Below are 25,492 nucleotides of genomic sequence, written 5' to 3' on the forward strand. Positions count from 1 at the left end.
AAACGCGGGGAAACCGTTTGCTTGGTGGTTCTTCCCACATCCCGGCGAACTGACCGGTAATCGGTTGCCGGACGGCCGTCCGGAGGTCAGTGCGGCCGGTGCGAGTCCGCGGTCGTGCAACCGATCAGTACCACCGAGGTTGCGGAGCGTTGCGTCGTCAGCGTCGCGGGCAGGGTCTGGTGCCTGGGGGAGTCGGCCGGGATCGTCAGCGTGAGTTCGCCGACGATGGAGAAGTCGGCCGACTTGGCCTGCAGCCGGCAGTTCGCCTCCACCGACTTGGTCCGGTCCACCTGGATGGTCGCCGTCGCGCTGGTCGCCGACGTCACCTCGAACCGCAGCAACCGCGACGTCACCGGCGGATTCGACCCGACGATCGCCGCCCACGCCAACCACGCCAGCCCGGCCGCGGCCACCACGGCCACCACCCCGATGATCAACGGCCGCCGAGACCGCCGCCCCCGCCCGTACCGCGCATCAAGGTCGGCTGCCGAACTCCCATGTCCTCCTCCATCCCCGCTCCCGCCTGAGCTCGGCGCGAACGCGGTCGGCCCGGTCACTGCCTGGTTGCTCGCCGCTGCGGCCGAGGTGCTGTTGTCCAGAGCCCTGTCATCCAGCGCCTCGGTGGCTTCCGGTGGCGTGGAGGGGGTGGTCGGCGTGGGGTCCGTCAAGGGATGTCCAGAGGGGGTCGGTCGTGGGTTTGGTCCGGGGTTGGAGGACCATTGTGTCTTGTGAGTGAAGATCTTCGGTTGTTGCATGTGCACGCGCACCCAGATGACGAGTCCAGCAAGGGGGCCGCTTCGACCGCCCGGTACGTGGCCGAGGGTGTCGAGGTCATGGTGGCCACGTGCACCGGTGGGGAACGCGGGTCGATCCTGAACCCGAAGATGGACCGGCCGGAGGTGCTGGCCAACATCACCGAGATCCGCCGCAAGGAAATGGACACGGCCCGCGAGATCCTCGGCATCGAGCAGACCTGGCTCGGCTGGGTGGACTCCGGATTCCCGGAGGGCGACCCGCCGCCGCCACTGCCGGAGGGCTGCTTCGCCGCGCTCAAGGTCGAGGACGCCGCAGCCCCGCTGGTGAAGCTGATCCGCGAGTTCCGTCCGCAGGTCGTTACGACGTACGACGAGAACGGCGGCTACCCGCACCCGGACCACGTGATGTGCCACCAGATCGCGGTGGCCGCGTTCGAGGCGGCGGGGGACAAGGACGCGTACCCGGAGCTCGGCGAGCCGTGGCAGCCACTGAAGCTGTACTACCACCACACGTTCCACCGCGAGCGGATGAAGGCCCTGCACGACGCGATGGTGGCCCGCGGCCTGGAGTCGCCGTACGCCGAGCGGCTGAAGGACTGGAAACCGGACCCGGAGAACGAGCGCCGGATCACCACCCGGGTGGAGTGCGCCGAGTACTTCGAGGTCCGGGACAGGGCGTTGCTCGCGCACGCCACCCAGATCGACCCGGACGGCGGCTGGTTCACCGTGCCGCTGGAGGTGCACCAGGCGGCCTGGCCGACCGAGGACTTCGAGCTGGCGCGGAGCGTGGTCGAGGCCGAACTCCCCGAGGACGATCTGTTCGCGGGGCTGCGCTGACGGCGGGGCGCGGACAGTGAGAGACTGGTGGCGTGACAGTGATGACCTTCCTTCCGGCGGCCGAGGTCGACCCGAACTCGGTGCGCCCCGGCTGGGTCGCGCTGCTGATCGTGCTCGCTCTCGGTGCCGCCACGGTGCTGCTGTGGCGCAACATGGGCAAGCAATTGAAGAAGATCGACTTCGACGGCGATGGTGCGGACGCCCCAGCACCGTCCGACGGCCCAGCGAGTCCGGACAGCTCAGCGGCCCCGGCTGGCGATGCCGAGCCGACGGGTACGACGGGTACGACGGGTACGACGCCGACCCAGAGTGACGCCAAGGAACACACAACGCACTGATCCCGCGCTATCTCGTGACACCGTTATCACGAGATGGTGTCGTGCGCGGGCCGCCCACTGATGTCGCCCCTATAGTGAGCGCGTGTTCAATCGTGCCGCTGCCGAGTTCGCTCTGTGACCGCGACCCGCGCCGCCCGGCACCGAATGCCCGGACGTCTGGTCGCGGGTGGTCTGACGGCCGTGATCGTCGCCTCGGTGGCGCTCGCCATCGGTCTGTTCGCGGCCGGCAGTGAACCGCAGGACACGGGTGGCATCGGCGGACCGTCGGTGTTCGTCGGCTGGCTGCTGCCGCTGATCCGGCTGATCTCGATCTTCGCGACCGTCGGCTGCGCGGGCGCACTGCTTGCCGCGGTGGTGCTGCTACGGATCGAGGGCGGTCCGCTCGGAGTGCAAGGGCGCCGGGCCGTGCGCGACGCCAGCAATGCGGCGATCATCTGGGCGGTCTGTGCGTTCGCCGGCGCGATCGTCACCGCGTCCATTCTGCTCGACACCCCGGTGAACCTGCTCCGCCTCCGGCTGGACGACGCCCTCGGCGTACCGGAGGTCAAGGCGCTGCTGATCACCGGCATCCTGGTCGTCGCGCTGGCGATCGGCATCCGCCGCGTCCAGACTTCGTCGGCCGCCAGTCTTGGCGTACTTGTTGCGATCGCGGCCCTGGTCCCGACCGCCCTGACGGCGTACCCGCGGAACGAGTCGTACGTCGTCGTCGCCGGCGCGGCCCTTGTCGTCCACGTCATTGCCGCGACCACCTGGGTCGGCGGACTGGCCGGCCTGGTTCGCTACGGACGGGCCAGTCGCACTGGCCTCCCGATCGTGCTCGAGCGGTTCAACGAGGTCGCGTCGATCTCGTCGATCGCCGTCCTGCTGAGCGGCCTGCTGAGCGCCGCCGGCCGGCTGGCCGCGAAGGGTGGCGGCTGGGGTTCGATCCCCGACGCGCTCACTTCGGACGCGTACGGCGTACTCCTGCTGGCGAAGATCGCCGCGTTCGTGATCCTGATCGTCGCGGCCTGGCTGCACCGTCGCCGGGCGATCGGTGACTTGGTTGACGGGGGCAACCCGTTCTGGCGGATCGTTGGCACCGAACTCTTCGTCATGGCCGTCACCCTGGGCCTGTCCGTCGCCCTGTCACAGACCGCCTGACCACGGCGCGGTGCGCAGGTCCGCGGTGGTACGGCGTTCGCGGTCCTGAGGCCGGTCTTCGGCGGCACGGCCGATGGCGATCATCGAGACGATGTGCCAGCCGGCGCCGGGGGACAGGTCCGCGGTCAGCGCGTCGAGGTCGAAGGCGCGGAACTGGCGGCAGGCGAGACCCATCGCGTGGGCCTGAAGGGTCAGATGGGCCACTGACTGGCCCAGGTCGTAGTCCGCGAAGTCGGAGTACGCCCAGTCCGTGTCCTCGACGAACCGGTGCGCCATCGTCACGACGAGAAGACCCGCACTCGGCGCCCATCGGCCCGAACTGGCCGCGAGATAGCGCACGATCCGCTTGTGCTCCGGCTCGTCGCGCCGCGCGGTGAAGTAGGCCCAGGGCTGTGAGTTGCCGGCCGAAGGTGCCCAGCGGGCCGCCTCCAGCAGCAGATCCACATCGTCATCCGTCACTGGCGCCTCGGAGTCGAACCGGAGTGGGCTGAACCGGGACGCGAGCAGCGGATGAACGGCCATGCCAGGTTCAAGTCCCACCCGGCCCGGTCCATTCCGTCCGACGGGCGGCCGGTCCACACCGGCCGCCCGCGCACCTTTCACTTCAGGCCGAACGCCCGGATGACGGTCTGGCTGATACCGCCGCCGTTGCGTTGCCGAGCGGTCACCCGAATCGATACCTGGCTCGCCTGGGCCGGCGCCGACAACCGCGCCTGCCAGGTCCCATCACGCTCCTTCAGATCCTGGCGTCGCCAGGACGCACCGTCGTCGTAGGAGACCTCCAGTTGTACGGCGGTGACCGCGTCCGCACGCGCGCTGCTGCCGACGACGACGGGCTTGACGGAGAAGGCCGAGGTGCGCTTCGCCCGGCCTGCGGCGTCCACCTCCGCGACGTAGTCGAGCTGCGCGAGCGGAAGCGCCTGGTTCTCGACCTCGCCGGACGTGAACGTCCACTCGGTATGGGTGGTGGTCGAGTACGGCGTCAGGTCGGGGTTTCCCGCCGTGTCGGCCACGAGCCGGTACGGGAGTTCTTCCGGCGCCAGGCCGCCCACGCCGAACTCCGGTTTCGGCCCGTTCTGCGCCAGCAGCCGGTCTCCCTGGTAGAGCGCGAAGCTGCGGGTCATCCTGGCGTCTCCGCTGTGCGCGGATCCTCCGTCGCCGAACCCGGCGATCATGCCGCCCATCCCGCTGCCGACCCGGTGCGGGACCTCGAAGTCGAGTATCCGGGGGCGGACGATCGGGCCGAACCACCGCTCGTTCCGCACGCTGCGCGGCTGGTAGCTCACCACGTCGGTGAAGGTCTGCCAGCCGTCGACGGACCCGTACTGCTGCCACTTGACGCCGGCGGACACCCAGTCCGTCCGGTGCCCCGTGACCGGTTTACGAGGGAACCTCGGAACACGGATCATCCCGAAACCGGCGTACGGATAGTCGGCCGGCCAGTATTCGTACGCGGGACTGTCCTCACGGCTCTCCATGACCGGGCGTCCGCCCGGAGCCACGAAGTCGTTCTCGATCCGGGCGAGGCTGCCCGGATCGGTGGCCGCGGACGGATCGTTCGGTACGAATCCGTCGTGGCAGTCGGCCAGGTCGTACAGGTACGCCGGCTTCGGATGGGCTTCGACGGTGAGCTCGGTCCGGCCCGCGGCCGCGATCCTCCTGATCAGTGCTTCGCCGTCGTCCAGGGTGAGCGCGGCGGTCGGGATCGGTCCGGTCGTTCGGCCGTCCGGAGCGCCGTACCAGTCGCTCTTGCGGCCGTCGCCGTCGTTGACCACCAGGAGCATCGCGGCACCGGCCGCGTGCGCGGCGGCGGCCTGGTCGGTGGCGGCGACCTCGGAGCTGCTCCGGACGACCGCGGCCTTGCCCTGGACGGTCAGGCCCTTGTACTCGGCCGGCGTCCCCGTACCGGCGAACACGGCCGGGACGCGGGTCTTGCCGTCCTGGAACGAGGCAGACCCGGGTTGCACCAGCGGCGTGTCGTCGAGACTGCCGCCCCCGTACGCGATCTTCAGCGGAGTCTGCTCGGACCGGAACCGGGTGGTGAAGACGAAGCTGCCCTGCTGGACCTTGTTCCCGGTCGGGAGCGCCCACAGACTGTCGTACTCAGGCGGCGGCATCAGGATCTGGTGCAGAGCCTGCCTGTCGTCGGGTGTCGGCTGTGCCGACGTGAACGAGCGGAAGATGTCGATTCTGCTGGTGCTGACCGCCGTCGGCAGGGGAGTCGCCACCTTGATCTCCCGGCTACGGGACGCGTCCAGCACGACGTCGCGAGCCTTCGTCAGGATGACTTCCGGGGCGGTCAGGACCGCCAGACCGATCGAGTGCGGGCCGTGCCGGCCGACGACGTCCAGCGTGGAGACGATCGTGTAGGAACCAGGCGCCCAGCGGCTCGTGAGCTTGCCGTCAGGCACCCACAACACTGTGGTCTTGCCGTCGGCGCCGGTGATCTCGACCTCGCCGCTGACCGGTTTGCCGGACTGGTCTTTCAGGTGGACAGTCAGGTCGTACTTCTCCGGCTCTACGGACAGGCCCAGGGCCGTGTGCACCGTGCCGGTCGCTGAACTCGCCGTCACCTGAGCTCCGTACTGGCCGGGCGGCAGACCCTGCGGGTCCGCCGTGACTCCGATCGTGGCCGTGCCGTGCGCCGGGACCACGACCTCGTCGGTCGCCACAGAGAACACGCCGGCGGGTGAGGTGCCGTGGTCGATCGACAATCTCAGCGTGATCGGGCTGCCGGTGGTGTTGCGGTAAGTCACCTGACGGTTGACCGGGGTGCGGTCGGGCCGCGGCGTCCAGGCAATCCGCCCGGCATCCACCGATCCGGTGGCGACGACCTGATCCTGGAGGTAGGCGGCGCCGACGTCCAACCGCCCGGTGCCGGCTTGGTAGGGGGTGTACGCGGGCGTCATCGCGCTGGTCCCCATCAGCGCGTCCTTGAGTTGCTGTCCAGTCCATTCGGGGTGCTTCTGCGCCAGCAGGACGGCCGCACCGGCCACATGCGGCGTCGCCATCGACGTACCGCTTTCCAGTCGGTAGTAGCCCTCGGCCCCGTCGTCCATGTACTGGGAACGCGCGGCCAGGACGTCCACTCCGGGTGCGGTCAGATCAGGCTTGAGGCCGTCGTCGATCATCCTGGGGCCGGTGCTGGAGAACGAGGCGAGCTGGTCGGACGTGTCCACCGCGCCGACGGTCAGCGCGGCGTCCGCCGTACCGGGCGCGGTGACGGTGTACGGGCTGTTCCCCTCGTTGCCTGCCGCAACGACGAACAGCGCGCCCGTCTCGGCGCTGAGCCGGTTGACCGCCTGACTGACTGGATCGTCCTGCGTGTGCCAGGTCGACGTACCCAGGCTCATGCTGATCACCTTGGCGTGCTCGGTCCGCGCCGCCCACTCCATCCCGGCGATGACGCCCGAGATCGGGCCGGACCCGTGGTCGTCGAGCACCTTGCCGACCACCAGGTCGGCGCTGGGGGCGACCCCGCGCTCTTTCCCGTCCGAAGCGGCGCCGGTGCCGGCGACGGTGGACGCGGTGTGCGTTCCATGGCCGTCGCGGTCGACCACGTCCACGCCGGGGATGAAACTGCGGGTCGCCACGATGCGCGGAGCCAGGTCTGGATGGCCGGTGTCAATACCGGTGTCCAGCACCGCGACGCGGACACCGGCGCCGGACGCCCCTGCCTGCCAGGCCTTCGGGGCGCCGATCTGCGCCGTGGTGTCGGCGAGCTGTGCCTTCGCCTTCGCGTCCAGCCAGATCTTGTCGATACCGACTGCGAACGACGGTTCGCCCGCGGTGGCGCCGACCCCGGGCTGGGACCGGCGGGCGTTCGTTCCGCGGGTGACGGCCGACCAGAAAGCGGTGGCCTCCGACCGCCGAGCGTGAACGGCAGAGCCTCCGACGGACGGGAGATTCTGCGTGACGCTCGCCCCAGGCAGTGCTCCGGCGGCGGACTGCAGCCCCCGGGCGGAACCGTCGGACCGGCCGGTGACGATCAGCGGCAGGGCGTCGGTCCGGGCGTCGTCGTAGCCCTGTGCCACCAAATCGGTGATGTTGAAGAGTTGCTTGTCGAGCCGGCCGGTCGCCACGTACGGCATGGCCTCGTCGGGCAGGACGAAGGTGTCGCCCGTCTCGACGGTGACCCGAACCGCTCCGGTCGACCGCGGCGCACGCTCGACAGCCTGCACCGAGACCGCTCCGTCCGGTCCCCGTCCGGCGATCACCTTGTCGCCCGTGATCAAGGTCACCTCGACTGGCGCGCCGCGGGATGCCGCCGGGGCGTCCGCGGCGGGTGGTGGGGGCTCGGCGCCGGCCGCCGAAGGCGCCGTCACGCCGGTGACGAGAAGTAGAAATGCTGCGACCGACAGCAGGTGCGGTTTGGCAGAAGGGCGTCGCACGTTTCCTCCGGAGGTCCTCAGGTAGGCGCATCTGATCATTCCGGTGGAACCCGGGCAATCGATTTCGTCCATTGCCCAGCTGCCGGTCCGATTCTGCCCAGAAGACAACCCTGCCGGGCGGGCAACTGCGGGAACGCTTGGTCACCACCCGCGCTGCGGCTTCGGCCGGGCACGGAGGTAGCGTGGCGTTCCAGGGTTCTGCCAACCCCGTGCATCGTCAGGTCAGTCCCGGACAGGAGGCGTCGAGATGACGAACCGGTTGGCGCATACCACCAGCCCCTATCTGCTCCAGCACGCAGAGAATCCGGTGGACTGGTGGGAATGGAGCCCCGAAGCGTTCGCAGAAGCACGGCGCTCGGACAAACCTGTTTTCCTGTCGGTCGGGTACTCCGCCTGCCATTGGTGTCATGTGATGGCGCACGAGTCGTTCGAGGACGAGGCGACGGCGGCGTACCTGAACGAGCACTTCGTCAGCATCAAGGTGGATCGCGAGGAACGCCCCGACGTGGACGCGATCTACATGTCGGCGACGGTGGCGATGGTCGGGCAGGGCGGCTGGCCGATGTCGGTGTTCCTGACCCCGGACGGCGAGCCGTTCTTCTGCGGCACGTACTTCCCGAAGGACCCTCGCGGTGGGATGGCGTCGTTCCGTCAGGTGCTCGAGTCGCTGGTCGACGCGTGGCGGACCAAGCGCGATCAGATCGACGACATCGGCCGCCGAGTGGTCGGGCAACTGGGCGCCCAGCAGCACGCGGCCGAGGGTGCGATCGACACCGCGACGCTGGACCACGCCGCCGAACTGCTGAAGACCGACTTCGACCCGGCCGACGCCGGCTTCGGCGGCGCGCCGAAGTTCCCGCCGTCGATGGTCCTCGACTTCCTGCTCCGCCACCATCGCCGCACCGGCTCGGCCGACGCGCTCGAGATGGTCGCGAAGACGTGCGACCGGATGGCCCGGGGCGGCATGTACGACCAGTTGTCCGGCGGGTTCGCGCGCTACTCGGTCGACCGCCAGTGGATCGTTCCGCACTTCGAGAAGATGCTCTACGACAACGCATTGCTGCTCGACGTCTACACCCATTGGTGGGCGGTGAGCTCCGACCCGCTCGCCCGGCGGATCGCCGAGGAGACTGCCGACTTCCTCCTCGCCGAGCTCCGGACCGAGGAGGGTGGCTTCGCCTCCGCTCTCGATGCCGACACCGAAGGTGTGGAGGGCAAGTACTACGTCTGGACGCCGGAGCAGTTGCACGAGGCACTGACCGAGGACGACGCTCGCTGGGTCATCGAACTCTGCGATGTCAGCGGGACCTTCGAGCACGGGGCTTCGGTCCTCCAGCTTCGCCAGGACCCCGACGACTCCGACCGGTGGCAGCGGATCCGGGCGATCCTGCGCGAGGTCCGCGCGCGACGCACCTACCCCGGCCGCGACGACAAAGTAGTTGCCGCGTGGAACGGTCTCGCCATCACGGCCCTGACCAGAGCCGGTGTGATCCTGGACCGCCCCGAGTACGTCGAAGCCGCCACCCAGGCGGCCAGATTGGTCCGGGACGTGCACCTCGACGATGCGACCGGACGCCTCCACCGCGCCTCCCGGGACGGCGTTGTCGGGACGGCCCACGGTGTCCTCGAGGACTACACGGCGTACGCGCAGGCTTGTCTGGTGCTGTTCGGTGCCAGCGGCAACATCGAGTGGTACGACACCGCGCAACGCCTGCTGGACAGGACGATCGAGCAGTTCGTTGCGGACAGCTCCTATTTCGACACGGCGGCCGATGCCGAGCAGTTGGTCTGGCGCCCGCAGGACCCGACCGACAACGCCAGCCCGGCCGGCGTGAGTCTGGCAGCCGAGGCGTTCACGACGATGGCCAGCATGACCGGATCGGTCCGGTATGAGACTGCGGCCGCCGAGGCTCTGAAGGCCTCGGCCACCATCGCCGCCCGCGCACCGCGGTTCGCCGGCCGTGCCCTTGCGGTGGCCGAGACGACTGCCGCCGGTCCGCTCGAGATCGCCATCGCGGGCCGCTCGCCCGAGTTGCTCCGGACCGCGTTCGCGGCCGCGCCGTGGGGTACGGCGATCGTCCACGGCGACCCGGGGCTCGCCGTACCGCTGATGGACGGTCGCACGTTGATCCAGGACCAGCCCGCGGCGTACGTCTGTCAGAAATTCACCTGCCGGCTCCCGGTCGTGTTGCCGGAAGACCTTCGCCGCGAGTTCCGCCCGGTGAACTGACAACGACGGCAGTGCGGGTTTTCCCTGTCGTTTCGGAAGAATCCCTTGACTCCGGGCCCGCTGGGGACGAGAGTCCTCCCTCAGTCGGATGTAACAGAACTCGCACGTCTTGACACACAGTGTCACAACTGAGGCAGTGGCACTGCTGCGCCAACGCATCCGGCGTCCCCAACTGAATTCGGTCGCTGCGCCCAAACAGCGACCACACCGTGAGGAGATGTTGTCTTGAAACGACTGACATCAGCAGGGGCGGTGGCCATCGTCGCGACAGCGGGTCTTGCGACGGCGTTCACCGGCTCGACAGCGGGTGCCGCGAATCGCGCGGCTCCGCTCCCGGCGTCCGGCTTCAACCAGCCGGCCGCCGTCCAAGCCGAACAGGCGCAGACCGCGCAGACGGCCGCAGCCCTCGGACTCGCCGGTGGCGAGGTGCTCAAGGTCCGCGACGTGGTCAAGGACGCCGACGGCACCGAGTACGTCCGTTACGACCGCACCTTCAACGGCCTGAAGGTCGTCGGCGGTGACCTGATCGTCAAGCGCAAGGGCGAGGCGATCGGCGATGTCATCACCGTCACCTACAACCTCGGCGCGAAGTCCGTCGGTGTCGCGACCAAGCCGACTCTGTCCCAGTCGGCCGCGCTCACCAAGGGCGCCCAGGCGGCCAAGTTCAAGGCCACCGGCAACAAGGGCGCGCTGGTCGTGTTCGTCACGCCGGCCAAGCCCGTGCTCGCCTACGAGGTCGTCACCACCGGTGTGAAGCCGGACCAGACCCCGTCGGTGCTGCACTCGTTCATCGACGCCAAGTCCGGCGCCCTGCTGGCCCAGGACGACGAGATCAAGACAGGTACCGGCAACTCGATGTACTCCGGCACCGTCAGCATCGGTACGTCGGGCAGCTTCACGATGAGCGACCCGAGCCGCGGTGGCAACTTCACCACCGACCTCAACGGTGCGACCTCCGGCAACGGCACGACGTTCACCGACGCCGACGACACCTGGGGCAACGGCACGACGTCCAGCCGCCAGACCGCCGGTGTCGACGCGCACTACGGTGCGCAGCTGACGTGGGATTACTACAAGAACGTCCACGGCCGCAACGGCATCTTCAACAACGGCCAGGGCGCCCGGTCCCGGGTGCACTACGGCAACGCGTACGTGAACGCGTTCTGGGACGGCACCCAGATGACGTACGGCGACGGTCAGAGCAACGCCCGTCCGCTGACCGCGATCGACGTGGCCGGCCACGAGATGAGCCACGGTGTCACCGAGGCGACCGCCAACCTGAACTACTTCGGTGACGCGGGGGGCCTGAACGAGTCCACCTCGGACATCTTCGGCACCATGGTCGAATTCTCCGCCAACAACTCCTCCGACCCGGGTGACTACCTGATCGGCGAGAAGATCAACATCAACGGCAACGGCACGCCGCTGCGCTACATGGACAAGCCGTCGAAGGACGGGGGCAGCTACGACTGCTGGAGCAGCTCGGTCGGCAACGCCGACCCGCACTACTCGTCCGGCCCGCTGAACCACTGGTTCTACCTGGCCTCCGAGGGCACCGGCAGCAAGGTCATCGGTGGCGTGACGCACAGCAGCACCGCCTGCAACGGCGCGACCATCGCCGGTGTCGGCCGCGACGTGGCCTCCAAGGTCTGGTACCGCACGCTGAGCACCAAGCTCAGCTCGGGCAGCACCTACAAGGATGCTCGTGAGGGTGCGATCACCTCGGCCAAGGAGCTGTACGGCGCCGACTCGGCGCAGTGCAAGGGCATCGAGGCAGCCTTCAGCGGCATCTCCGTCCCGGCCGGCGCGGCCGCCTGTGGTGGTGGCACCGAGCCGCCGCCCACCGGCGACAACCTGCTGCTGAACCCGGGCTTCGAGTCCGGTGCGGTGAACTGGACCGGCACCGCCGGCCCGATCACCAACAACACCGGGCGTCCGGCTCGCACCGGCACCTGGAAGCTCTGGCTGCAGGGCAACGGCCGCGCCACCACCGAGAACGTCGGCCAGTCGGTCGCGATCCCGGCTTCGGCGACGGCGGCGTCGCTCTCGTTCTGGATCCGGATCGACACCGCGGAGACGACGTCCTCGACGGTGTACGACACGGCGAAGGTACAGATCGTCGACGGTGGTACGACCACCACGCTGGCGACGTACTCGAACCTGAACAAGAACACGTCGTACGTGCAGAAGACGTTCAATGTGACGCAGTACAAGGGAAAGACCGTCACGGTGAAGTTCGTCGGCCAGGAGGACTCCTCCCTGCAGACCAGCTTCGTCATCGACGACACGTCGCTGACCGCGAGCTGACCGTCTCGCGGTGATCCCGTCCGGGGCGCGCGGCCTTCCGCCCAGGCTCGCGCGCCCCGGATTTCCTTTCGCTCGCCCCGGCTGAAGGAGATCCACCATGCGTACCTTCCTGTACTCCGGACTCGGCACCGTCCTCGTGGCCGCCGCAGTGTTTGCTCCAGGCAACATCGCCACCGCGGCCGCGTCGCCGGACATCTCCGTCACCAACACCAAGGCCCATCTCGACCAGTTCCAGTCGATTGCGACCGGCAACGGCGGCAACCGCGCCGCCGGCCGCCCCGGCTACAAGGCGTCGGCCGACTGGGTGAAGGCCAAGCTCGACGCGGCCGGCTCACACCTGGACAGCGTCAGCGCCGGTCCCGGTATCAACGACAACGGTTCAGGCAGCGCCGGCGTACTCGAAACCGCCCTCGCCTACGCTGCCGGCGGCCAGACCCCCAGGAACCGTTTGAGGTTCGGGTTCTGGGGTGCCGAGGAACTCGGGCTGGTCGGCTCGAGGTACTACGTGAACAACCTGCCCGCCGCGGAACGCGACAGGATCGAGCTGTACCTGAACTTCGACATGATCGCGTCGCCGAACCCGGGCTACTTCGTGTACGACGACAATCCCGCGGGCAACGGCGCCCGCGACGATCTCGTCGCGTACTTCACCCAACAGAATGTCCAGACCGAGTTCATCGACGTCCAGGGCCGATCCGATCACGCGGCGTTCCGGTCGCTCGGCATCCCGACCGCCGGTACGTTCGCCGGCGCCGAGGAGACCAAGACGTCAGCCCAGGCAGCGAAGTGGGGTGGTACGGCAGGGCAGGCGTTCGACCGCTGCTACCACCGATCCTGCGACACCATCAGCAACCTGGACCTGACCTCGCTGGACCACCAGATCGACGCCATCGGCCACATGATCTGGACCCTCACCCAGAAGGACTACACCGCGAACTGACAACCCCCGTCCGGGGCGCGTGGCCTCCGCCCAGGCTCGCGCGCCCCGGACTCCTCGTTAGACCGGCTTGCAGAGTTTGCCCGGTGGGATGGTGGCTTGGGCGAGCAGTTGGTTCACAGACTCCGACATCGGCTTGAGCTGCGGGTCCTCGATGCGGGCCGTCTTCCCGTTCGCGGTGACCGCGAGGATCATGTCGTCGGGGTGCCGGGTGCTCGGCTTGGTTGGAGTGAGACTGGCCCAGTCGACCTGTTGTGCGGCGGTCTGGATGGTTGTCAGCAGGGTGGGGTCCAGCTTGCACCGGACCGTGTCCTTGCCGCGCGAGGTCACCGTCGCGACGCCGTCGGCGCCGATCACCACCTTGTCGTCGAAGCCCGCGAAACCACCGGTCCGGCTGACCGTGATCGGCAGAGCCGTGCCGACCGGAGTCGACTGGGTCACCGTGGGTGTGCTGCTGGGCAGCGTGGGGGGCGCGGACGGCGTACCGCCCGCACCATCGCCGGACTCGGCACCACAGCCGACCAGGACCAGTCCGGCGACGGTGCTGATCGTGGCGACCACTGCGTATCTGCTGAGGTTCCTCACGCACCATGGATACCTCTAGCCGGCCGGTTCGTTGCAGCTGTGACACGACCGAAATGTTCTTGTTAGACCACCCGCGACACCAGGTCGACCAGCACGCGGGTGAGCCGGACGCGGTCCTCGAACATCGCGAGCGTCGCGTCGTTGGTGGTCTTGGTGATCTGCTCCAGCGGCAGCGCGGTGAACGTCGCACGGGCGCACAGTGAGCCGAGATAGCCGTACAGCACCTGCTCCTCGGTCACCTGCATCCCATCCTCGGCCAGGCCCTTCAGGAACGCCTTGAAGATCACGTTGTGCACCGCCGGCAGCGCGTCGGGCGCCAGCTCACCGGCATGCGCCAGTCCGACGAGCAACTGCCCCAGGTCGAACCCGACCGCCTGCGGGCAGTCGAACCCCCAGTCGATGACCACGAACTCGTCCGGATTCCCCTCCGGAACCAGCAGATTCTGCGGACTCGCGTCCCCGTGCTGGTAGCACTGCGGCAGCGCGTCGAGCGCGTCCAGTACGGCGGGCAAGCGCTCACCCAGGTCGAGCAGGTCGTCACGCAGGCGGTGGTCGCCCAGATGGCAGACCGCCGCGGCCAGCAGCGGCTGCCGCCACGTCTGCGGGTCGGCGATGGTCGGCAGGGCGGTCATCATCACGCGGCCGCCGGTGTAGTACCGCAGCCCGACGCCGGGGGTGGTGATGTTGCCGCGGGGGAGCAGTGGCTCGACCAGATGCGGCTGACGACGGGCGGAGAGGCGCCCGAGCAGGTACGCCGCCCGCTCGAACCGCTCCATCGGCCATGGACCCGGCTCCTGGATGACATTCTCCATCCAGAGAGTGCCGCGATCGTCGTCGTACAGATCAATGCGGTACGCCGTGGCCAGCCGCAGGCCGTCCGGGAGTACGTCCGCGATGCCACTGCGGTGGACTGCGATCTCCAGCTGCCACGGCAGGTTCTGGATGAACGCGGCGCGGAACTGTTCGGGTACCGAGTCGATGTACGCCCAGTGCCGGACCGACTGGAGCTTCTTGATGAAGCAGGACCAGTCGACCGTGTCGCCGCCGGCCGTGGTCGCCGTACCGAAGAGCCGGAACAGGGCCTCGGTGCTTGGAGTGCCGATCGGGTAGTCGACCGGCTCGACCCGGACCGCGCCGGTCCGGGCAGCCGGGTCCCCGGTGATGGTCCGGACCAGATCGGTCAGATCGTCGTCGCGCAGGGCGTCGCGGCCCAGTGGTTCCAGAGTGGTGATCATGCGTCCCCCCAAAGCAGTCTGCACCCCATCGTCCGCCCGCGCCTTCTGCCAGTCTTCAGAGGCAGCACGGAAAGAAGTAAAGCAGCCTTACTACCGAGATAGTAAAGTTGCCTTATGACTTCCGTCAACGGCCTTTCGGGCGCACCCGCCGACCCGGTCAGGTCCGATCACATCGCCGGGTTGCTCGGACTCGTGATGGCGCGATTACGGGCAGAGATCCTGGCCGACTCCGAGCAGGCGTTCCCGGGGCTACGGGTGTCGCACTACCGGCTGCTCGAGATGATCCCGCCGGAGGGCGGCCGGATCACCGACCTGGCCGAGGCCGCCGGGATGACGAAGCAGGGCCTCGGGCAGCACGTCGACTACCTGCAGCGGCTGGGGTTCACCGAGTCGGACCGGCTGCGTGGCGACCGCCGGGTCCGGCTGGTACGCCGTACGCCGCGAGGTGACGAGGCGGTCGAGTTCAGCCGGGCCGCGATCGCCCGCGTGGAAGAGTTGTGGGAACAGCGGTTGGGCCGCGAAAGGTACGACGTACTGCGCGAAACCCTGAAGGATCTGGGAAGTTAGCCGACCTGGTACGTCGCGATGCTGACGGCGATGTAGTGGCAGACGAACGCGGCCACGGTGAAGGCGTGGAAGATCTCGTGGAAGCCGAACCACAGCGGTGACGGGTTCGGCCGCTTGGTGCCGTAGACGACCGCGCCGATCGAGTAGAGCCCGCCGCCGACCGCGATCAGCGTGACCACCGCCGCGCCGCCCTCGTGGTAGATGTCGCCCATCCAGAAGATCGCCACCCAGCCGAGGGCGAGGTAGATCGGCGTGTAGAGCCAGCGCGGTGCGCTCACCCAGAAGATCCGGAACAGGATGCCGAGCAGCGCCCCGCCCCAGACCAGGCCGAGCATCAGCAGCCGGTTGTCGCCGTGCAGCAGGACCATCCCGAGCGGCGTATAGGTGCCGGCGATCAGCAGGAAGATGTTGCTGTGGTCGAGCCGGCGCAGGATCGCCTCACCGGTCGGCCCCCAGTAGAACCGGTGGTACAGCGCGGAGATGCCGAACAGCAGCATCGCGCCCATGGTGTAGACCGCGGCGGCCCAGCGGGCCTCGGCGCCGGGGGCGAGACAGATCAGCACGATGCCGGCAGCGGTCGCGAACGGGAAGGTGCCGGCGTGCAGCCAGCCGCGAAGCTTGGGCTTCAGCGGCGCGAGTCTTCCGGACAGCCGGTGACCGACTTCCTGGGGCTGGGCGCTGGTAGTGGTCATCGCCGTCCTTTCGAGGGGTGCCGGGCGGTTCAGTACCTACGCAACCGTAACCTACGGGACCGTAGGTTCGATCGTCCATAAGCATGAAATGTAGGCGACATCACCCGTTGGCACACCGCCACCCGCGTGTCCGACGCACGAACTTCGGCGAAAGTTCGAAGTCCCCGGCAGCTTTCTCCGAGCCGCTCCGCGCCCTCTCAACAGCGGCCGATCTGGGCTAGCCTCGTGACCGAGAGTCTTCGAGGAGAGCACCTGCCCATGCGGACACCTGGCAAGCAAAAGCTGCGCGACGCGGTGTACGGCCTGTACGAACGCCGGCTGGTCCGATCGCTGTCGCCGGACCGGATCCCGCGGCACATCGGCGTCATCATCGACGGCAACCGGCGCTGGGCCCGGGCCGTCGGCGACCCGGTGTCGCGCGGTCACGAGGCCGGGGCGAACAAGATCGTCGAGTTCCTCGACTGGTGCGACGACGTCGGCGTCAAGGTGGTCACCGTCTGGATGCTCTCGACCGACAACCTGAGCCGGCCGAGCGACGAGCTGGAGCCACTGCTGCGGATCATCGAGCAGACCGTCGACGAGCTGACCGCGATCGGCCGTTGGCGGATCCACCCGGTCGGTGCGCTCGACCTGTTGCCCGGCGCCACCGCCGAGACGCTCAAGTCGGCCGAGACGGCCACGCATGAAGTCGACGGGATGCTGGTCAACGTCGCGGTCGGGTACGGCGGCCGCCGCGAGTTGGCCGATGCGGTCCGGTCGCTCCTGCTCGAGGAAGCCGCGCAGGGCATCTCCATCGAGGAGCTGGCCGAGCGCGTCGACGTCGAGCACATCGCGAGGCACCTGTACACGAAGGGCCAGCCGGACCCGGACCTGGTCATCCGGACGTCGGGCGAGCAGCGACTCGGCGGCTTCCTGCTCTGGCAGAGCGCGCTGAGCGAGTTCTACTTCTGTGAAGCCCTGTGGCCGGATTTCCGGCACGTCGACTTCCTGCGGGCGATCCGGAGCTACGCACAACGGGAGCGCCGCTTCGGGACGTGACCCCGCGTCCGCAGCGGGCACACGTCGTACGTCGTCGCAGGTAGTAGGCGTACGTCGCCGTACCCAGGGCGGCTCCCCAGACCACCCAGAGGATCCCGGGACCGTTGAGGGCCCAGTCGTCGCCGTCCAAGGGGAGCTGGGTGTTCATCAAACCGGCCGGGACGAGTACGACGGCCACCACCGAGGCCGGGATAATCGCGAGGAGTGGTGGGACGCGCTTGCCCGCCTTGAACCAGATCCAGCGCGGATAGACCTCGCCCCAGCGGTGCACCAGGCCGTGGGTCAGGATGCCGCCGCCGACGCCCATCACGGCCAGCCCGAGGCCCATCGCCAGCATGCCGGGCGTGTCGGCCATCATCTGGTGGAACTCGTCGCTGATCCCGACAGGCCAGCCGAAGAACCACGCCACCCGGGTGAACTCGTACGGCAGGTTGGCTGCCACCGCGACGATGACCGCGATGCGACCCCAGCGAACGGCTTCCCGCGGTGTCGTCCAGGCCGGATCGGGGCGGTCGCTGCGACCGCAGGAAACACAGGCGTCCCGGCTGCGGCGGTGGTACGCGATCGCGGTGGCCGCCCACAGCAGACCACCGACGAACACGATGATCAGGTTCACCCGGTGCCAATAGAGGATGTCGCCCACGCCGCCCTGTTCACCCGGTACGCCGGTGAACGCGAAGACGACCAGTGCGGGGGCGAGGGCAACCATCGCGATCAGTGTGTAGTCAGGGATCACCACCGCGAGCCCGACGGCCAGCACGGCGGAGATTGCCTCCAGCACCCAACCCCGGGCCCGGCGTCTGGTCATCACGATCGCCAGCACAGCGCCACCGAGCCCGACGGCCGCCATGACCGGGGCCACGACATGCGCGGGCGTGCCCTCCAGGATCGAGGCGGTTGCACGATCATCGGTCACTTTCGCGAACGGGTAGCCGGCTCCGCCGAAGGCCCAGTAGACGCCCAGAACGCCGTACGTCAGGGACCACAGAGCCGTCGCGTACCCGGTCCACACCGGCCAGTTCTTCCGCATGTGACGAGACTGTCGCGCAGCGTCGCGGACCGGATCACTCCGCAGGGTGAACGACCTCCCCCGCGTGGGGGGAAGAAGTAACACGCCGTTAACCCCGTGGCCGGGCGTGTCGGAATGCGGGGTTTGCGCCGCCGACCTACGCTCCTTAGTGACGGTCGGAGGGGAAGCCGGCTGTCCGGGAGGCCCGATCAGCTTGAGAATCGTTCGCCAGCCGGTTGCCCCATGAGGGGCAGAACGGAGTGCCCGAGACCTCGCGTCTCGATCTCACTGGTTCCCGGATCTGCCCGTGCGGCGGTCCGGAGGGGATCTGCACCAGATCCCCGGGCCAGCTCCCGGTCCATCACCTAACCACTGGTGGGCCGGGCGTGGTGCACGTCGCGGCCCGAGAGGACGTGCGACATGGCTGCCACCCACGCCAAGGCGTCAAGTACCTCATCCACACCGGCCCAGCGCACCTTTGTGCTGGACACCTCGGTGCTGCTGTCCGACCCGCACGCGATGCTGCGGTTCGACGAGCACGAGGTGGTCGTCCCGGTGGTCGTCGTCACCGAATTGGAGGCCAAACGGCATCACCCGGAACTCGGCTACTTCGCTCGCACCGCGCTGCGGCTGCTCGACGAGCTCCGGATCCAGTACGGACGTCTGGACGCGCCCCTGCCAGTGGGGGAGAAGGGTGGAACCCTCCGGGTCGAACTGAACCACACCGATCCGGAGAGCCTGCCGGCCGGTTTCCGGCTCGGCGACAACGACAGCCGCATCCTGGCCGTGGCCTGCAACTTCAAGTCCGAGGGCAGGGACGTCACGCTGGTCTCGAAGGACCTGCCGATGCGGGTCAAGGCGTCGGCCTGTGGCCTGATGGCCGAGGAGTACCGGGCCGAGCTGACGCTGGAGTCCGGCTGGACCGGGATGAGCGAGCTCGAGGTCGAGACCCACGTGGTCGACGACCTGTACGAGAACGGCGTACTGGAACTGCCGCAGGCCGGCGAGTTCCCGACCCATACCGGGTTGGTGCTGCTGTCCGAGCGGGGCAGCGCGCTCGGCCGGGTGATGCCGGACAAGCGGGTCCGGCTGGTCCGGGGTGACCGGGAGGCGTTCGGGATTCGCGGCCGGTCGGCCGAGCAGCGGGTCGCGCTCGATCTCCTGCTGGACCCCGACGTCGGGATCATCTCGCTCGGCGGTCGGGCCGGCACCGGCAAGTCCGCGCTCGCGCTCTGCGCCGGTCTCGAGGCGGTGATGGAACGGCGGCAGCACAAGAAGGTGGTCGTCTTCCGGCCGCTGTTCGCGGTCGGCGGCCAGGAGCTCGGTTACCTGCCCGGCTCGGAGTCGGAGAAGATGCAGCCGTGGGCGCAGGCCGTGTACGACACGCTCGGCGCGCTGACCAGCAGTGACGTGATCGACGAGGTGATCGACCGCGGCATGCTCGAGGTGCTGCCGCTGACCCACATCCGCGGCCGCTCGCTGCATGACGCATTCGTGATCGTCGACGAGGCCCAGTCGCTGGAGCGCAACGTGCTGCTGACGGTGCTCTCGCGGGTCGGTGCGAACTCGCGGGTGGTGCTCACCCACGATGTCGCTCAGCGGGACAACCTGCGGGTCGGCCGGCACGACGGAGTGGTCGCGGTGGTCGAGCAACTGAAGGGACACCCGCTGTTCGCCCACGTCACCCTGACCCGCTCGGAGCGGTCGCCGATCGCCGCGCTGGTCACCGAGATGCTGGACGATCTGCAGCTGTAAGGAGCGTTTATACCCTTAGGTAATCTCTGTCTGTAAAGCACGCGTAAGACTTCCGCGTGCACGGTGCGGTCGCCCGTCGGGCGGCCGCACCGTTGTCTGTGACCTGCTTGTGATCACGGTCGGTTTACGCCAGAGTATGTTCCTGTTGCCAGCCGACGGGGGTCGGGTTTCCTCGGAAGGACAGATGAAAGCGAAGCGCTCCGTCGCGGTTCTCTCAGTGACTGGAATCGTCGTCGTCTCCGTTGTCGCCGGTATCGACCTCTTCAGCTCCCCCGGGAGCAGCGTCGCCTCGGAACAGGTGTCCGGCCGGGCCGAGATGGCCGTGCTGAACAGCGAGAAGGCCCGCGCGGTGAAGACGCCCTCGCCCAAGGGACTGTCCCCCGAGGAGCAGGCCCAGGAGGTCATCCGGCTGCGCAACCAGATCGAGGCCGTCGAGGCGCAGCGCAAGGCGACCCAGGACAAGGCCGCCATGGTTCGCGCGGCCAAGAACGCGGCCCTGAAGCGGTACAAGGCGCTGCAGGAGAAGGACAACGACTCGCGCGAGGAGCGGGCCAGCCGCGACGCCGAGCGGAAGAAGCTCGAGGGCACGCCCAAGGAGGTCGCGATGAACCTCCTGCCCGACCACGGCTGGGGCGAGAGCCAGTTCAGCTGCCTCGAGAAGCTGTGGAACAAGGAGTCTCGCTGGCAGGTCGACGCCGACAACCCGACCTCCTCTGCGTACGGCATCCCGCAGGCACTGCCCGGCTACCGGATGGCGGCGTACGGCTCGGACTGGCGGACCAACCCGGTCACCCAGATCAAGTGGGGCCTGGACTACATCGAGGACGCGTACGGCTCCCCGTGCTCGGCCTGGGGCCACTCGCAGGCCAAGGGCTGGTACTGAGCCCGTTCCGTGGTGTTTCCGTGCTGATCGCGGAGGCGCGTACGGGCGTCTGACCGGCAAGCTTCGAGGAGTAGGAATCACCTCTTCGAAGGAGTCATCATGGCACTCGTCATCTCGGGCATCTCGATGTCGCTGGACGGCTACATCACCGGTCCGGACGTGACCAGGGAACACCAGCTCGGCGTCGGCGGTGACATCCTGCACCGCTGGCTCTGGGAGCCGTTCCCGGAGGACACCGCGGTTCTCGACGGCATGGTCGCCTCGGCCGGAGCGATCCTGATGGGCCGCCGGTCCTACGACCTGGCTGAGGGCGACGGAGGCTGGGGCGACGGCGGTCCGGCCGGGCAGCTTCCGTGCTTCGTGCTCACCCACAACCCACCCGCTGCTGAGACCGTGCGGGCGCCGAAGGTGTTCACGTTCGTCAGTGAGGGCATCGAGGCGGCGGTCAAGGCGGCCAAGGATGCGGCCGGCGACCGGGTCGTCGGGGTGCACGGCGCGAGCGCGGCGCAGCAGTGCCTGGCCGCCGGACTGCTCGACGAGATCCAGATTCATCTGGTGCCGGTTCTGCTGCAGTCGGGGACCCCGCTGTTCGAGAACGTCGGCGGCCGGCAGTACCAGCTGGAGCGGACCGACGTCGTACCGTCGGGCAACGCCACGCACCTGCGGTTCAAGGTGCACTACTGAGGCCTGGCAGGATGTCGGCGTGCCGGAGATCGCGCGGGGGAGCACTGAACGGGGCGAGCTGGTCCTGCGGCGGCGTGACGACGACGGAGCCCTCGAGCTGCGGGTGAACGGCGTCTTCGTGATGGACGACCGTGAGACCTCCAGCGAGGAGCTGCTCGCGTCCGCCGCCCTGGCCTCGGTACGACGTCCTGATCGCGTCCTGGTCGGTGGTCTCGGGCTCGGCTACACCGTCCGTGCGTTGCTGACCGACGGCCGGCTCGGCGAGGTCGTGGTCGCGGAGATCGAGCCGGACCTGGTCGCGTGGATGCGGTCAGGACTGGTGCCGTCGGTGCTGGACGATCCGCGGGTGTCCGTGGTCGTCGGCGACGTACGTGCGGTCGTTGCCGCGTCGTCCGATACGTCGCTCGACGGGATCCTGCTGGATGTGGACAACGGCCCGGACTTCCTTGTCTACAACGAGAACTCGGCCATCTACGCGTCGCCGTTCCTGACTGTCTGCCGGTCGAAGCTGCGGACTGGCGGCGTACTGACCGTCTGGTCCTCGTCGGCGTCGGATGCTTTGGAGACCGCGGTCACAGCGGTCTTCGGGGCGTGTGCGGTCACGCCCGTCCCGGTGACTTTGCAGGGGCGGGCGGAGACGTACTTCGTGTACCAGGGTTCGTTATCCACAGTTTGACAATCGGTCGTCGGCGACTGCGTGGAGCGACGTACTCTGCTGGTATGGGTGACAATGCGGAATTCAGGATTGAGCACGACACGATGGGCGAGGTCAAGGTGCCTCGGGACGCGTTGTGGCGGGCGCAGACCCAGCGTGCGGTGGAGAACTTCCCGATCTCCGGCCGGCCGCTGGCGCCGGCGCTCATCCACGCGCTCGCCCAGATCAAGGCCTCGGCGGCGGTGGTGAACGCCGAGCTCGGCGTGCTGGACGGCGAGCGATCGGCCGCGATCGCGGCCGCCGCGGACCAGGTGACCGGCGGTGAGTACGACGCTGAGTTCCCGATCGACGTGTTCCAGACCGGCTCCGGCACGTCGACGAACATGAACGTCAACGAGGTGCTGGCCACGCTCGCGACCCGTGCCCTCGGCAGCGACGTGCATCCGAACGACCACGTGAACGCGTCGCAGTCGAGCAACGACACGTTCCCGTCCTCGATCCACGTCGCCGCCACCGCGGGCGTCGTCCAGGAACTGCTGCCGGCGCTCGAGCACCTGGCGGAATCCCTGTCTCGTAAGGGATCCGAGTTCGGTGAGGTGGTCAAGTCCGGGCGCACCCACCTGATGGACGCGACGCCGGTGACGCTCGGGCAGGAGTTCAACGGGTACGCGCAGCAGGTGCGGCGCGGTGCGGAGCGGGTGCGTGCGACGCTGCCGCGGGTCGCCGAGCTTCCACTGGGCGGCACGGCGGTCGGGACCGGGATCAACACACCACCAGGGTTCGCGGCCAAGGTGATCACGGAGCTGAACCGGCGTACCGGTCTGGAGTTGAGCGAGGCCGACGACCACTTCGAGGCGCAGGGTGCGCGCGACGGTCTGGTCGAGTTGTCGGGGCAGCTGAAGACGATCGCGGTCAGCCTGACCAAGATCTGCAACGACCTGCGCTGGATGGGATCCGGGCCGCGCGCCGGGCTCGGCGAGATCGCCCTGCCGGACCTGCAACCGGGCTCGAGCATCATGCCGGGCAAGGTGAACCCGGTGATCTGCGAGGCGACGCTGATGGTCGCCGCCCAGGTCATCGGCAACGACACCACGATCACCGTGGCCGGTGCCGGCGGCAACTTCGAGCTGAACGTGATGCTGCCGGTGATCGCCCGCAACCTGCTCGAGTCGATCACCCTGCTGGCGAACAGTTCCCGGCTGCTGGCCGACCGTTGCGTCGACGGCATCACCGCGAACGTCGACCACGCCCGTGCGCTGGCCGAGTCGTCGCCGTCGATCGTGACACCGCTGAACCGCTACATCGGCTACGAGAACGCCGCCGCGGTCGCGAAGAGCGCGCTCAAACAGGGCAAGACCATCCGCGAGGTCGTGATCGAGAACGGGCACGTCGAGAAGGGTGATCTGACCGAGGAGCAGTTGGACGCGGCCCTCGACGTACTGTCCATGACCCGGCCGGCCCAGCCGTGACGGCAGCCGCGGCGCAGGCGCGCTTCTGGCAGCCGGGGACCACGATCGAGTGGGTATACGAGGGGACCGGACGGCACGCGGACAAGCCGAACGTCCGGCCGATGACCGTGGTGCGTGACGATGAGGACGGGCTGGTTGCCTGGCTCGCTCCGGGTACGCCGCTGATCAAGCCCGTGCTGGTGGACGGCCGGGAGACCAGGTCCGCCGGTCCGGTCGCGATGTTCACCGAGGACCGGGTGCTGAAGCTCGATGTCTGGCGCGGGACGGGGATCCTCAAGGTGCTGCCGCCGGGCAAGCCATGGTCGGTCTGGCACTTCTGGGCCGAGGACGGCAGCTTCCGCGGTTGGTACGTGAACCTCGAGGCCCCGCACGTGCGCGACGCGGCGGCACTCCGGACCAGCACCGTCGACCACGTCCTTGACCTGTGGATCCGGCCGGATCGCATGATCGAGTGGAAGGACGAGGACGAACTGGAGGGTGCGGTCACCGCGGGGCGCTTCACGGCGGCCGAGGCTGAGCGGATCATCGCCGATGCCCACGCGGCCGTCCGTGACATCGAGGCCTGGAGGTCGCCGTTCTCGGACGGCTGGCAGACGTGGACCGCGCCACCGGACTGGCGGTTGCCGACGGCGCCGACGTCGCATCAGCCGGTCCTGATCGCCGAGGAGCTGCACAGTTGAGCGCGCAGGCGCTGCTCCTCTCCGGCGGTGGGGGAGTTGGCAAGACCACGGTCGCTCAGGCGATCGCCCGCCTCCTGACGGCCGATCGTCACCCGACCGCCGTCGTCGACCTGGACGCCGTGGGCCAGTTCGGCCCGCCGCCATCGGCACCGGCCGCGGCGCTGGATGCGGCACCGGATGCGGCGTCGGATTCTGGGCTCCGGTTTCATGACCGGCTCAAGGCGCGCAACCTTGCGGCTGTCTGGCCCACCTACCGCGACGCGGGCGCCCGCTTCCTGATCGTGAGCGGGCATGTCGAGACCGCCGAGCTCAAAGCGGCGTACACGGAGGCGCTCGCCGACTGCGACGTACGGATAGTCAGGGTGCTGACCCCGCCGGACCTCGTTGCAGCGCGGACCCGGTTGACCCGCGGACCTGACTGGGACCTGCAGGCGGCACTGGCCGAGGCCGCCGCTCACCAGCCGATCGAGGACTTCGCGGTCACCAACGGCGGCTCCCCGGCGGAGACCGCGGCCCAGATCCTCGGCAAGGCCGGCTGGCCCATCGGCTGACCGCTCACAACGGGTGCATCACGAGCGGTTCCTTCTGCCCGGTTCGGACTTACCTTGGAATCATGTACACCATCGAGCTGGAAGCCGAGGAACTGCAACTACTGCGATCCGCCCTCGGGAGCTACCTCCAGGCCTTCGGCCACAACGAAGCCGACCTCGTGCGAGCCGCCAGGGCCGTCCTGGTCAAACTGCCCGAGCCGGTCCAAAGCCAGGCCAGCTGAGATCAGCGCTGCTCAGGTTCCAGTACGGCGACCGGAATCGTGCGCTTGGCCTTGGTCGCGAACCGACCGATGCCCGGGTCCTCGCGCAGGATGACATCAGTCCACGCGGTCTGCCGCTCCACCCCGGTCAACTCCCGCGGACGCATCCGGACGTGCTTCGCGCCGAGCTGCACGTCGGTCACCTCGACCGCGCGCAGGTTGCAGAACCAGTCCGGATCCCGCCGGGAACCCGACCCGGTTCCCCACACCAGTAGCCCGTCCGGCGCCTCCAGGTAGCGCACGCAGGTCGAGTGCGGTACTCCGGTCCGCCGGCCGGGCGTGGTCAGCATCAGGACGTGCACGTCCTTGCTGCCACTCGCAAACCGCCCATCGAGCGTGCGATACATCCACACCCCGATCCGATTCCCCATCCGCAGCATCCGCCGGCCCATCACAACCACCCCCGCTCCCGAGCGTCCGGCGATCACCCGCCGACGTCAACCACTCGGCTCAGTCGCAGGTGCGGACCGCCAGGCCATCACAACAGCCGTCAC

Annotated in this window: 23 protein-coding genes; 16 read left to right on the forward strand and 7 right to left on the reverse strand. The window is 68.6% G+C overall.

Annotated elements, in window-relative coordinates:
• Positions 1-86: 86 nt before the first annotated feature.
• Positions 87-755 (reverse strand): DUF4307 domain-containing protein, encoded by a 669-nt coding sequence (locus tag OG817_RS01560; RefSeq protein WP_406051650.1) that lies wholly within the window; start codon positions 753-755, stop codon positions 87-89.
• Between OG817_RS01560 and mca the strand changes: the two genes are divergently transcribed.
• The 3 genes from mca (at position 729) to OG817_RS01575 (ending at position 3,070) form a co-directional block, all read left to right on the forward strand.
• A complete protein-coding gene (mca, locus tag OG817_RS01565; RefSeq protein ID WP_406051652.1) occupies positions 729-1,592 on the forward strand; it encodes a mycothiol conjugate amidase Mca in 864 nt (287 codons plus the stop codon). The two genes, OG817_RS01560 and mca, sit on opposite strands and share 27 nt — an antisense overlap.
• Positions 1,593-1,624: 32 nt before the next feature.
• Positions 1,625-1,930: a hypothetical protein gene (locus tag OG817_RS01570; RefSeq protein WP_406051653.1), complete on the forward strand. Its 306-nt coding sequence runs from the start codon at positions 1,625-1,627 to the stop codon at positions 1,928-1,930.
• Positions 1,931-2,044: 114 nt separating this feature from the next.
• Positions 2,045-3,070, forward strand: a complete 1,026-nt coding sequence (locus OG817_RS01575) for a CopD family protein (RefSeq protein ID WP_396396374.1) — start codon at positions 2,045-2,047, stop codon at positions 3,068-3,070.
• Here the strand turns inward: OG817_RS01575 and OG817_RS01580 are convergent.
• Both OG817_RS01580 and OG817_RS01585 read right to left on the reverse strand, forming a co-directional pair.
• Positions 3,056-3,610 carry a nitroreductase family protein gene (locus OG817_RS01580; RefSeq protein WP_406051655.1) on the reverse strand — a complete coding sequence of 185 codons (555 nt, stop codon included), beginning with the start codon at positions 3,608-3,610 and terminating at the stop codon, positions 3,056-3,058. The genes OG817_RS01575 and OG817_RS01580 overlap by 15 nt on opposite strands.
• Positions 3,611-3,669: 59 nt before the next feature.
• Positions 3,670-7,395 carry a S8 family serine peptidase gene (locus tag OG817_RS01585; RefSeq protein WP_406051656.1) on the reverse strand — a complete coding sequence of 1,242 codons (3,726 nt, stop codon included), beginning with the start codon at positions 7,393-7,395 and terminating at the stop codon, positions 3,670-3,672.
• Positions 7,396-7,708: 313 nt separating this feature from the next.
• Between OG817_RS01585 and OG817_RS01590 the strand changes: the two genes are divergently transcribed.
• From OG817_RS01590 to OG817_RS01600, 3 genes are all read left to right on the forward strand, one after another.
• Positions 7,709-9,691: a thioredoxin domain-containing protein gene (locus OG817_RS01590; protein WP_406051657.1), complete on the forward strand. Its 1,983-nt coding sequence runs from the start codon at positions 7,709-7,711 to the stop codon at positions 9,689-9,691.
• Positions 9,692-9,943: 252 nt separating this feature from the next.
• Complete coding sequence (locus tag OG817_RS01595) at positions 9,944-11,998, forward strand: M4 family metallopeptidase (RefSeq protein WP_406051659.1); 2,055 nt, start codon at positions 9,944-9,946, stop codon at positions 11,996-11,998.
• 97 nt (positions 11,999-12,095) lie between these two features.
• Positions 12,096-12,938 carry a M28 family peptidase gene (locus tag OG817_RS01600; RefSeq protein ID WP_406051661.1) on the forward strand — a complete coding sequence of 281 codons (843 nt, stop codon included), beginning with the start codon at positions 12,096-12,098 and terminating at the stop codon, positions 12,936-12,938.
• A 57-nt stretch (positions 12,939-12,995) separates the two neighbouring features.
• On the opposite strand, the gene OG817_RS01605 is transcribed toward OG817_RS01600, so the two are convergent.
• Together OG817_RS01605 and OG817_RS01610 are read right to left on the reverse strand one after the other, a co-directional pair.
• On the reverse strand, positions 12,996-13,520 hold the full coding sequence (locus OG817_RS01605; RefSeq protein ID WP_406051662.1) for a hypothetical protein: 525 nt from the start codon (positions 13,518-13,520) through the stop codon (positions 12,996-12,998).
• A 62-nt stretch (positions 13,521-13,582) separates the two neighbouring features.
• On the reverse strand, positions 13,583-14,755 hold the full coding sequence (locus OG817_RS01610; RefSeq protein WP_406051664.1) for a phosphotransferase: 1,173 nt from the start codon (positions 14,753-14,755) through the stop codon (positions 13,583-13,585).
• A gap of 114 nt (positions 14,756-14,869) precedes the next feature.
• Here OG817_RS01610 and OG817_RS01615 point away from each other — a divergent pair, with 114 nt between their 5' ends.
• The gene (locus tag OG817_RS01615) at positions 14,870-15,322 is read left to right on the forward strand and encodes a MarR family winged helix-turn-helix transcriptional regulator (RefSeq protein ID WP_406051665.1); all 453 of its coding nucleotides are present in this window, start codon (positions 14,870-14,872) and stop codon (positions 15,320-15,322) included.
• Here the strand turns inward: OG817_RS01615 and OG817_RS01620 are convergent.
• A complete protein-coding gene (locus OG817_RS01620; protein ID WP_406051666.1) occupies positions 15,319-16,014 on the reverse strand; it encodes a hemolysin III family protein in 696 nt (231 codons plus the stop codon). The two genes, OG817_RS01615 and OG817_RS01620, sit on opposite strands and share 4 nt — an antisense overlap.
• 258 nt (positions 16,015-16,272) lie before the next feature.
• Here OG817_RS01620 and OG817_RS01625 point away from each other — a divergent pair, with 258 nt between their 5' ends.
• The 9 genes from OG817_RS01625 (at position 16,273) to OG817_RS01665 (ending at position 24,959) form a co-directional block, all read left to right on the forward strand.
• Complete coding sequence (locus OG817_RS01625) at positions 16,273-17,052, forward strand: isoprenyl transferase (protein ID WP_406051668.1); 780 nt, start codon at positions 16,273-16,275, stop codon at positions 17,050-17,052.
• Positions 17,053-18,481: 1,429 nt separating this feature from the next.
• Entirely contained in the window at positions 18,482-19,816 is a 1,335-nt protein-coding gene (locus tag OG817_RS01630; RefSeq protein ID WP_131516496.1) for a PhoH family protein, read from the forward strand.
• Between the two features lie 217 nt (positions 19,817-20,033).
• Positions 20,034-20,699: a hypothetical protein gene (locus OG817_RS01635; RefSeq protein WP_396396358.1), complete on the forward strand. Its 666-nt coding sequence runs from the start codon at positions 20,034-20,036 to the stop codon at positions 20,697-20,699.
• Positions 20,700-20,798: 99 nt separating this feature from the next.
• Positions 20,799-21,383 (forward strand): dihydrofolate reductase family protein, encoded by a 585-nt coding sequence (locus tag OG817_RS01640; RefSeq protein ID WP_406051669.1) that lies wholly within the window; start codon positions 20,799-20,801, stop codon positions 21,381-21,383.
• 19 nt (positions 21,384-21,402) lie between these two features.
• On the forward strand, positions 21,403-22,059 hold the full coding sequence (locus tag OG817_RS01645) for a hypothetical protein (RefSeq protein ID WP_406051671.1): 657 nt from the start codon (positions 21,403-21,405) through the stop codon (positions 22,057-22,059).
• Positions 22,060-22,103: 44 nt separating this feature from the next.
• Positions 22,104-23,507, forward strand: coding sequence for a class II fumarate hydratase (locus OG817_RS01650; protein ID WP_406051672.1), 1,404 nt, complete (start codon positions 22,104-22,106; stop codon positions 23,505-23,507).
• Positions 23,504-24,187, forward strand: a complete 684-nt coding sequence (locus tag OG817_RS01655) for a DUF402 domain-containing protein (RefSeq protein ID WP_406051673.1) — start codon at positions 23,504-23,506, stop codon at positions 24,185-24,187. The genes OG817_RS01650 and OG817_RS01655 overlap by 4 nt, the downstream gene beginning before the upstream one ends.
• Positions 24,184-24,738, forward strand: a complete 555-nt coding sequence (locus OG817_RS01660) for a hypothetical protein (protein WP_406051675.1) — start codon at positions 24,184-24,186, stop codon at positions 24,736-24,738. Before OG817_RS01655 ends, OG817_RS01660 begins: the two co-directional genes overlap by 4 nt.
• A gap of 62 nt (positions 24,739-24,800) precedes the next feature.
• The gene (locus OG817_RS01665) at positions 24,801-24,959 is read left to right on the forward strand and encodes a hypothetical protein (protein WP_360441696.1); all 159 of its coding nucleotides are present in this window, start codon (positions 24,801-24,803) and stop codon (positions 24,957-24,959) included.
• A gap of 2 nt (positions 24,960-24,961) precedes the next feature.
• Here the strand turns inward: OG817_RS01665 and OG817_RS01670 are convergent, their stop codons facing one another.
• Complete coding sequence (locus tag OG817_RS01670; RefSeq protein ID WP_406051677.1) at positions 24,962-25,390, reverse strand: nitroreductase/quinone reductase family protein; 429 nt, start codon at positions 25,388-25,390, stop codon at positions 24,962-24,964.
• Positions 25,391-25,492: the final 102 nt, after the last annotated feature.

This window comes from Kribbella sp. NBC_00889 (genome assembly GCF_045207705.1).
Classification (GTDB): domain Bacteria; phylum Actinomycetota; class Actinomycetes; order Propionibacteriales; family Kribbellaceae; genus Kribbella.

Excerpts from the sequence above, each read along its gene's own strand:
- OG817_RS01560 (WP_406051650.1), bottom strand. The coding sequence starts at position 755 with ATGCAACAACCGAAGATCTTCACTCACAAGACACAATGGTCCTCCAAC.
- OG817_RS01590 (WP_406051657.1), top strand. The coding sequence starts at position 7,709 with ATGACGAACCGGTTGGCGCATACCACCAGCCCCTATCTGCTCCAGCAC.
- OG817_RS01600 (WP_406051661.1), top strand. The coding sequence starts at position 12,096 with ATGCGTACCTTCCTGTACTCCGGACTCGGCACCGTCCTCGTGGCCGCC.
- OG817_RS01610 (WP_406051664.1), bottom strand. The coding sequence starts at position 14,755 with ATGATCACCACTCTGGAACCACTGGGCCGCGACGCCCTGCGCGACGAC.
- OG817_RS01615 (WP_406051665.1), top strand. The coding sequence starts at position 14,870 with ATGACTTCCGTCAACGGCCTTTCGGGCGCACCCGCCGACCCGGTCAGG.
- OG817_RS01620 (WP_406051666.1), bottom strand. The coding sequence starts at position 16,014 with ATGACCACTACCAGCGCCCAGCCCCAGGAAGTCGGTCACCGGCTGTCC.
- OG817_RS01625 (WP_406051668.1), top strand. The coding sequence starts at position 16,273 with ATGCGGACACCTGGCAAGCAAAAGCTGCGCGACGCGGTGTACGGCCTG.
- OG817_RS01630 (WP_131516496.1), top strand. The coding sequence starts at position 18,482 with ATGGCTGCCACCCACGCCAAGGCGTCAAGTACCTCATCCACACCGGCC.
- OG817_RS01640 (WP_406051669.1), top strand. The coding sequence starts at position 20,799 with ATGGCACTCGTCATCTCGGGCATCTCGATGTCGCTGGACGGCTACATC.
- OG817_RS01650 (WP_406051672.1), top strand. The coding sequence starts at position 22,104 with ATGGGTGACAATGCGGAATTCAGGATTGAGCACGACACGATGGGCGAG.
- OG817_RS01665 (WP_360441696.1), top strand. The coding sequence starts at position 24,801 with ATGTACACCATCGAGCTGGAAGCCGAGGAACTGCAACTACTGCGATCC.
- OG817_RS01670 (WP_406051677.1), bottom strand. The coding sequence starts at position 25,390 with ATGGGCCGGCGGATGCTGCGGATGGGGAATCGGATCGGGGTGTGGATG.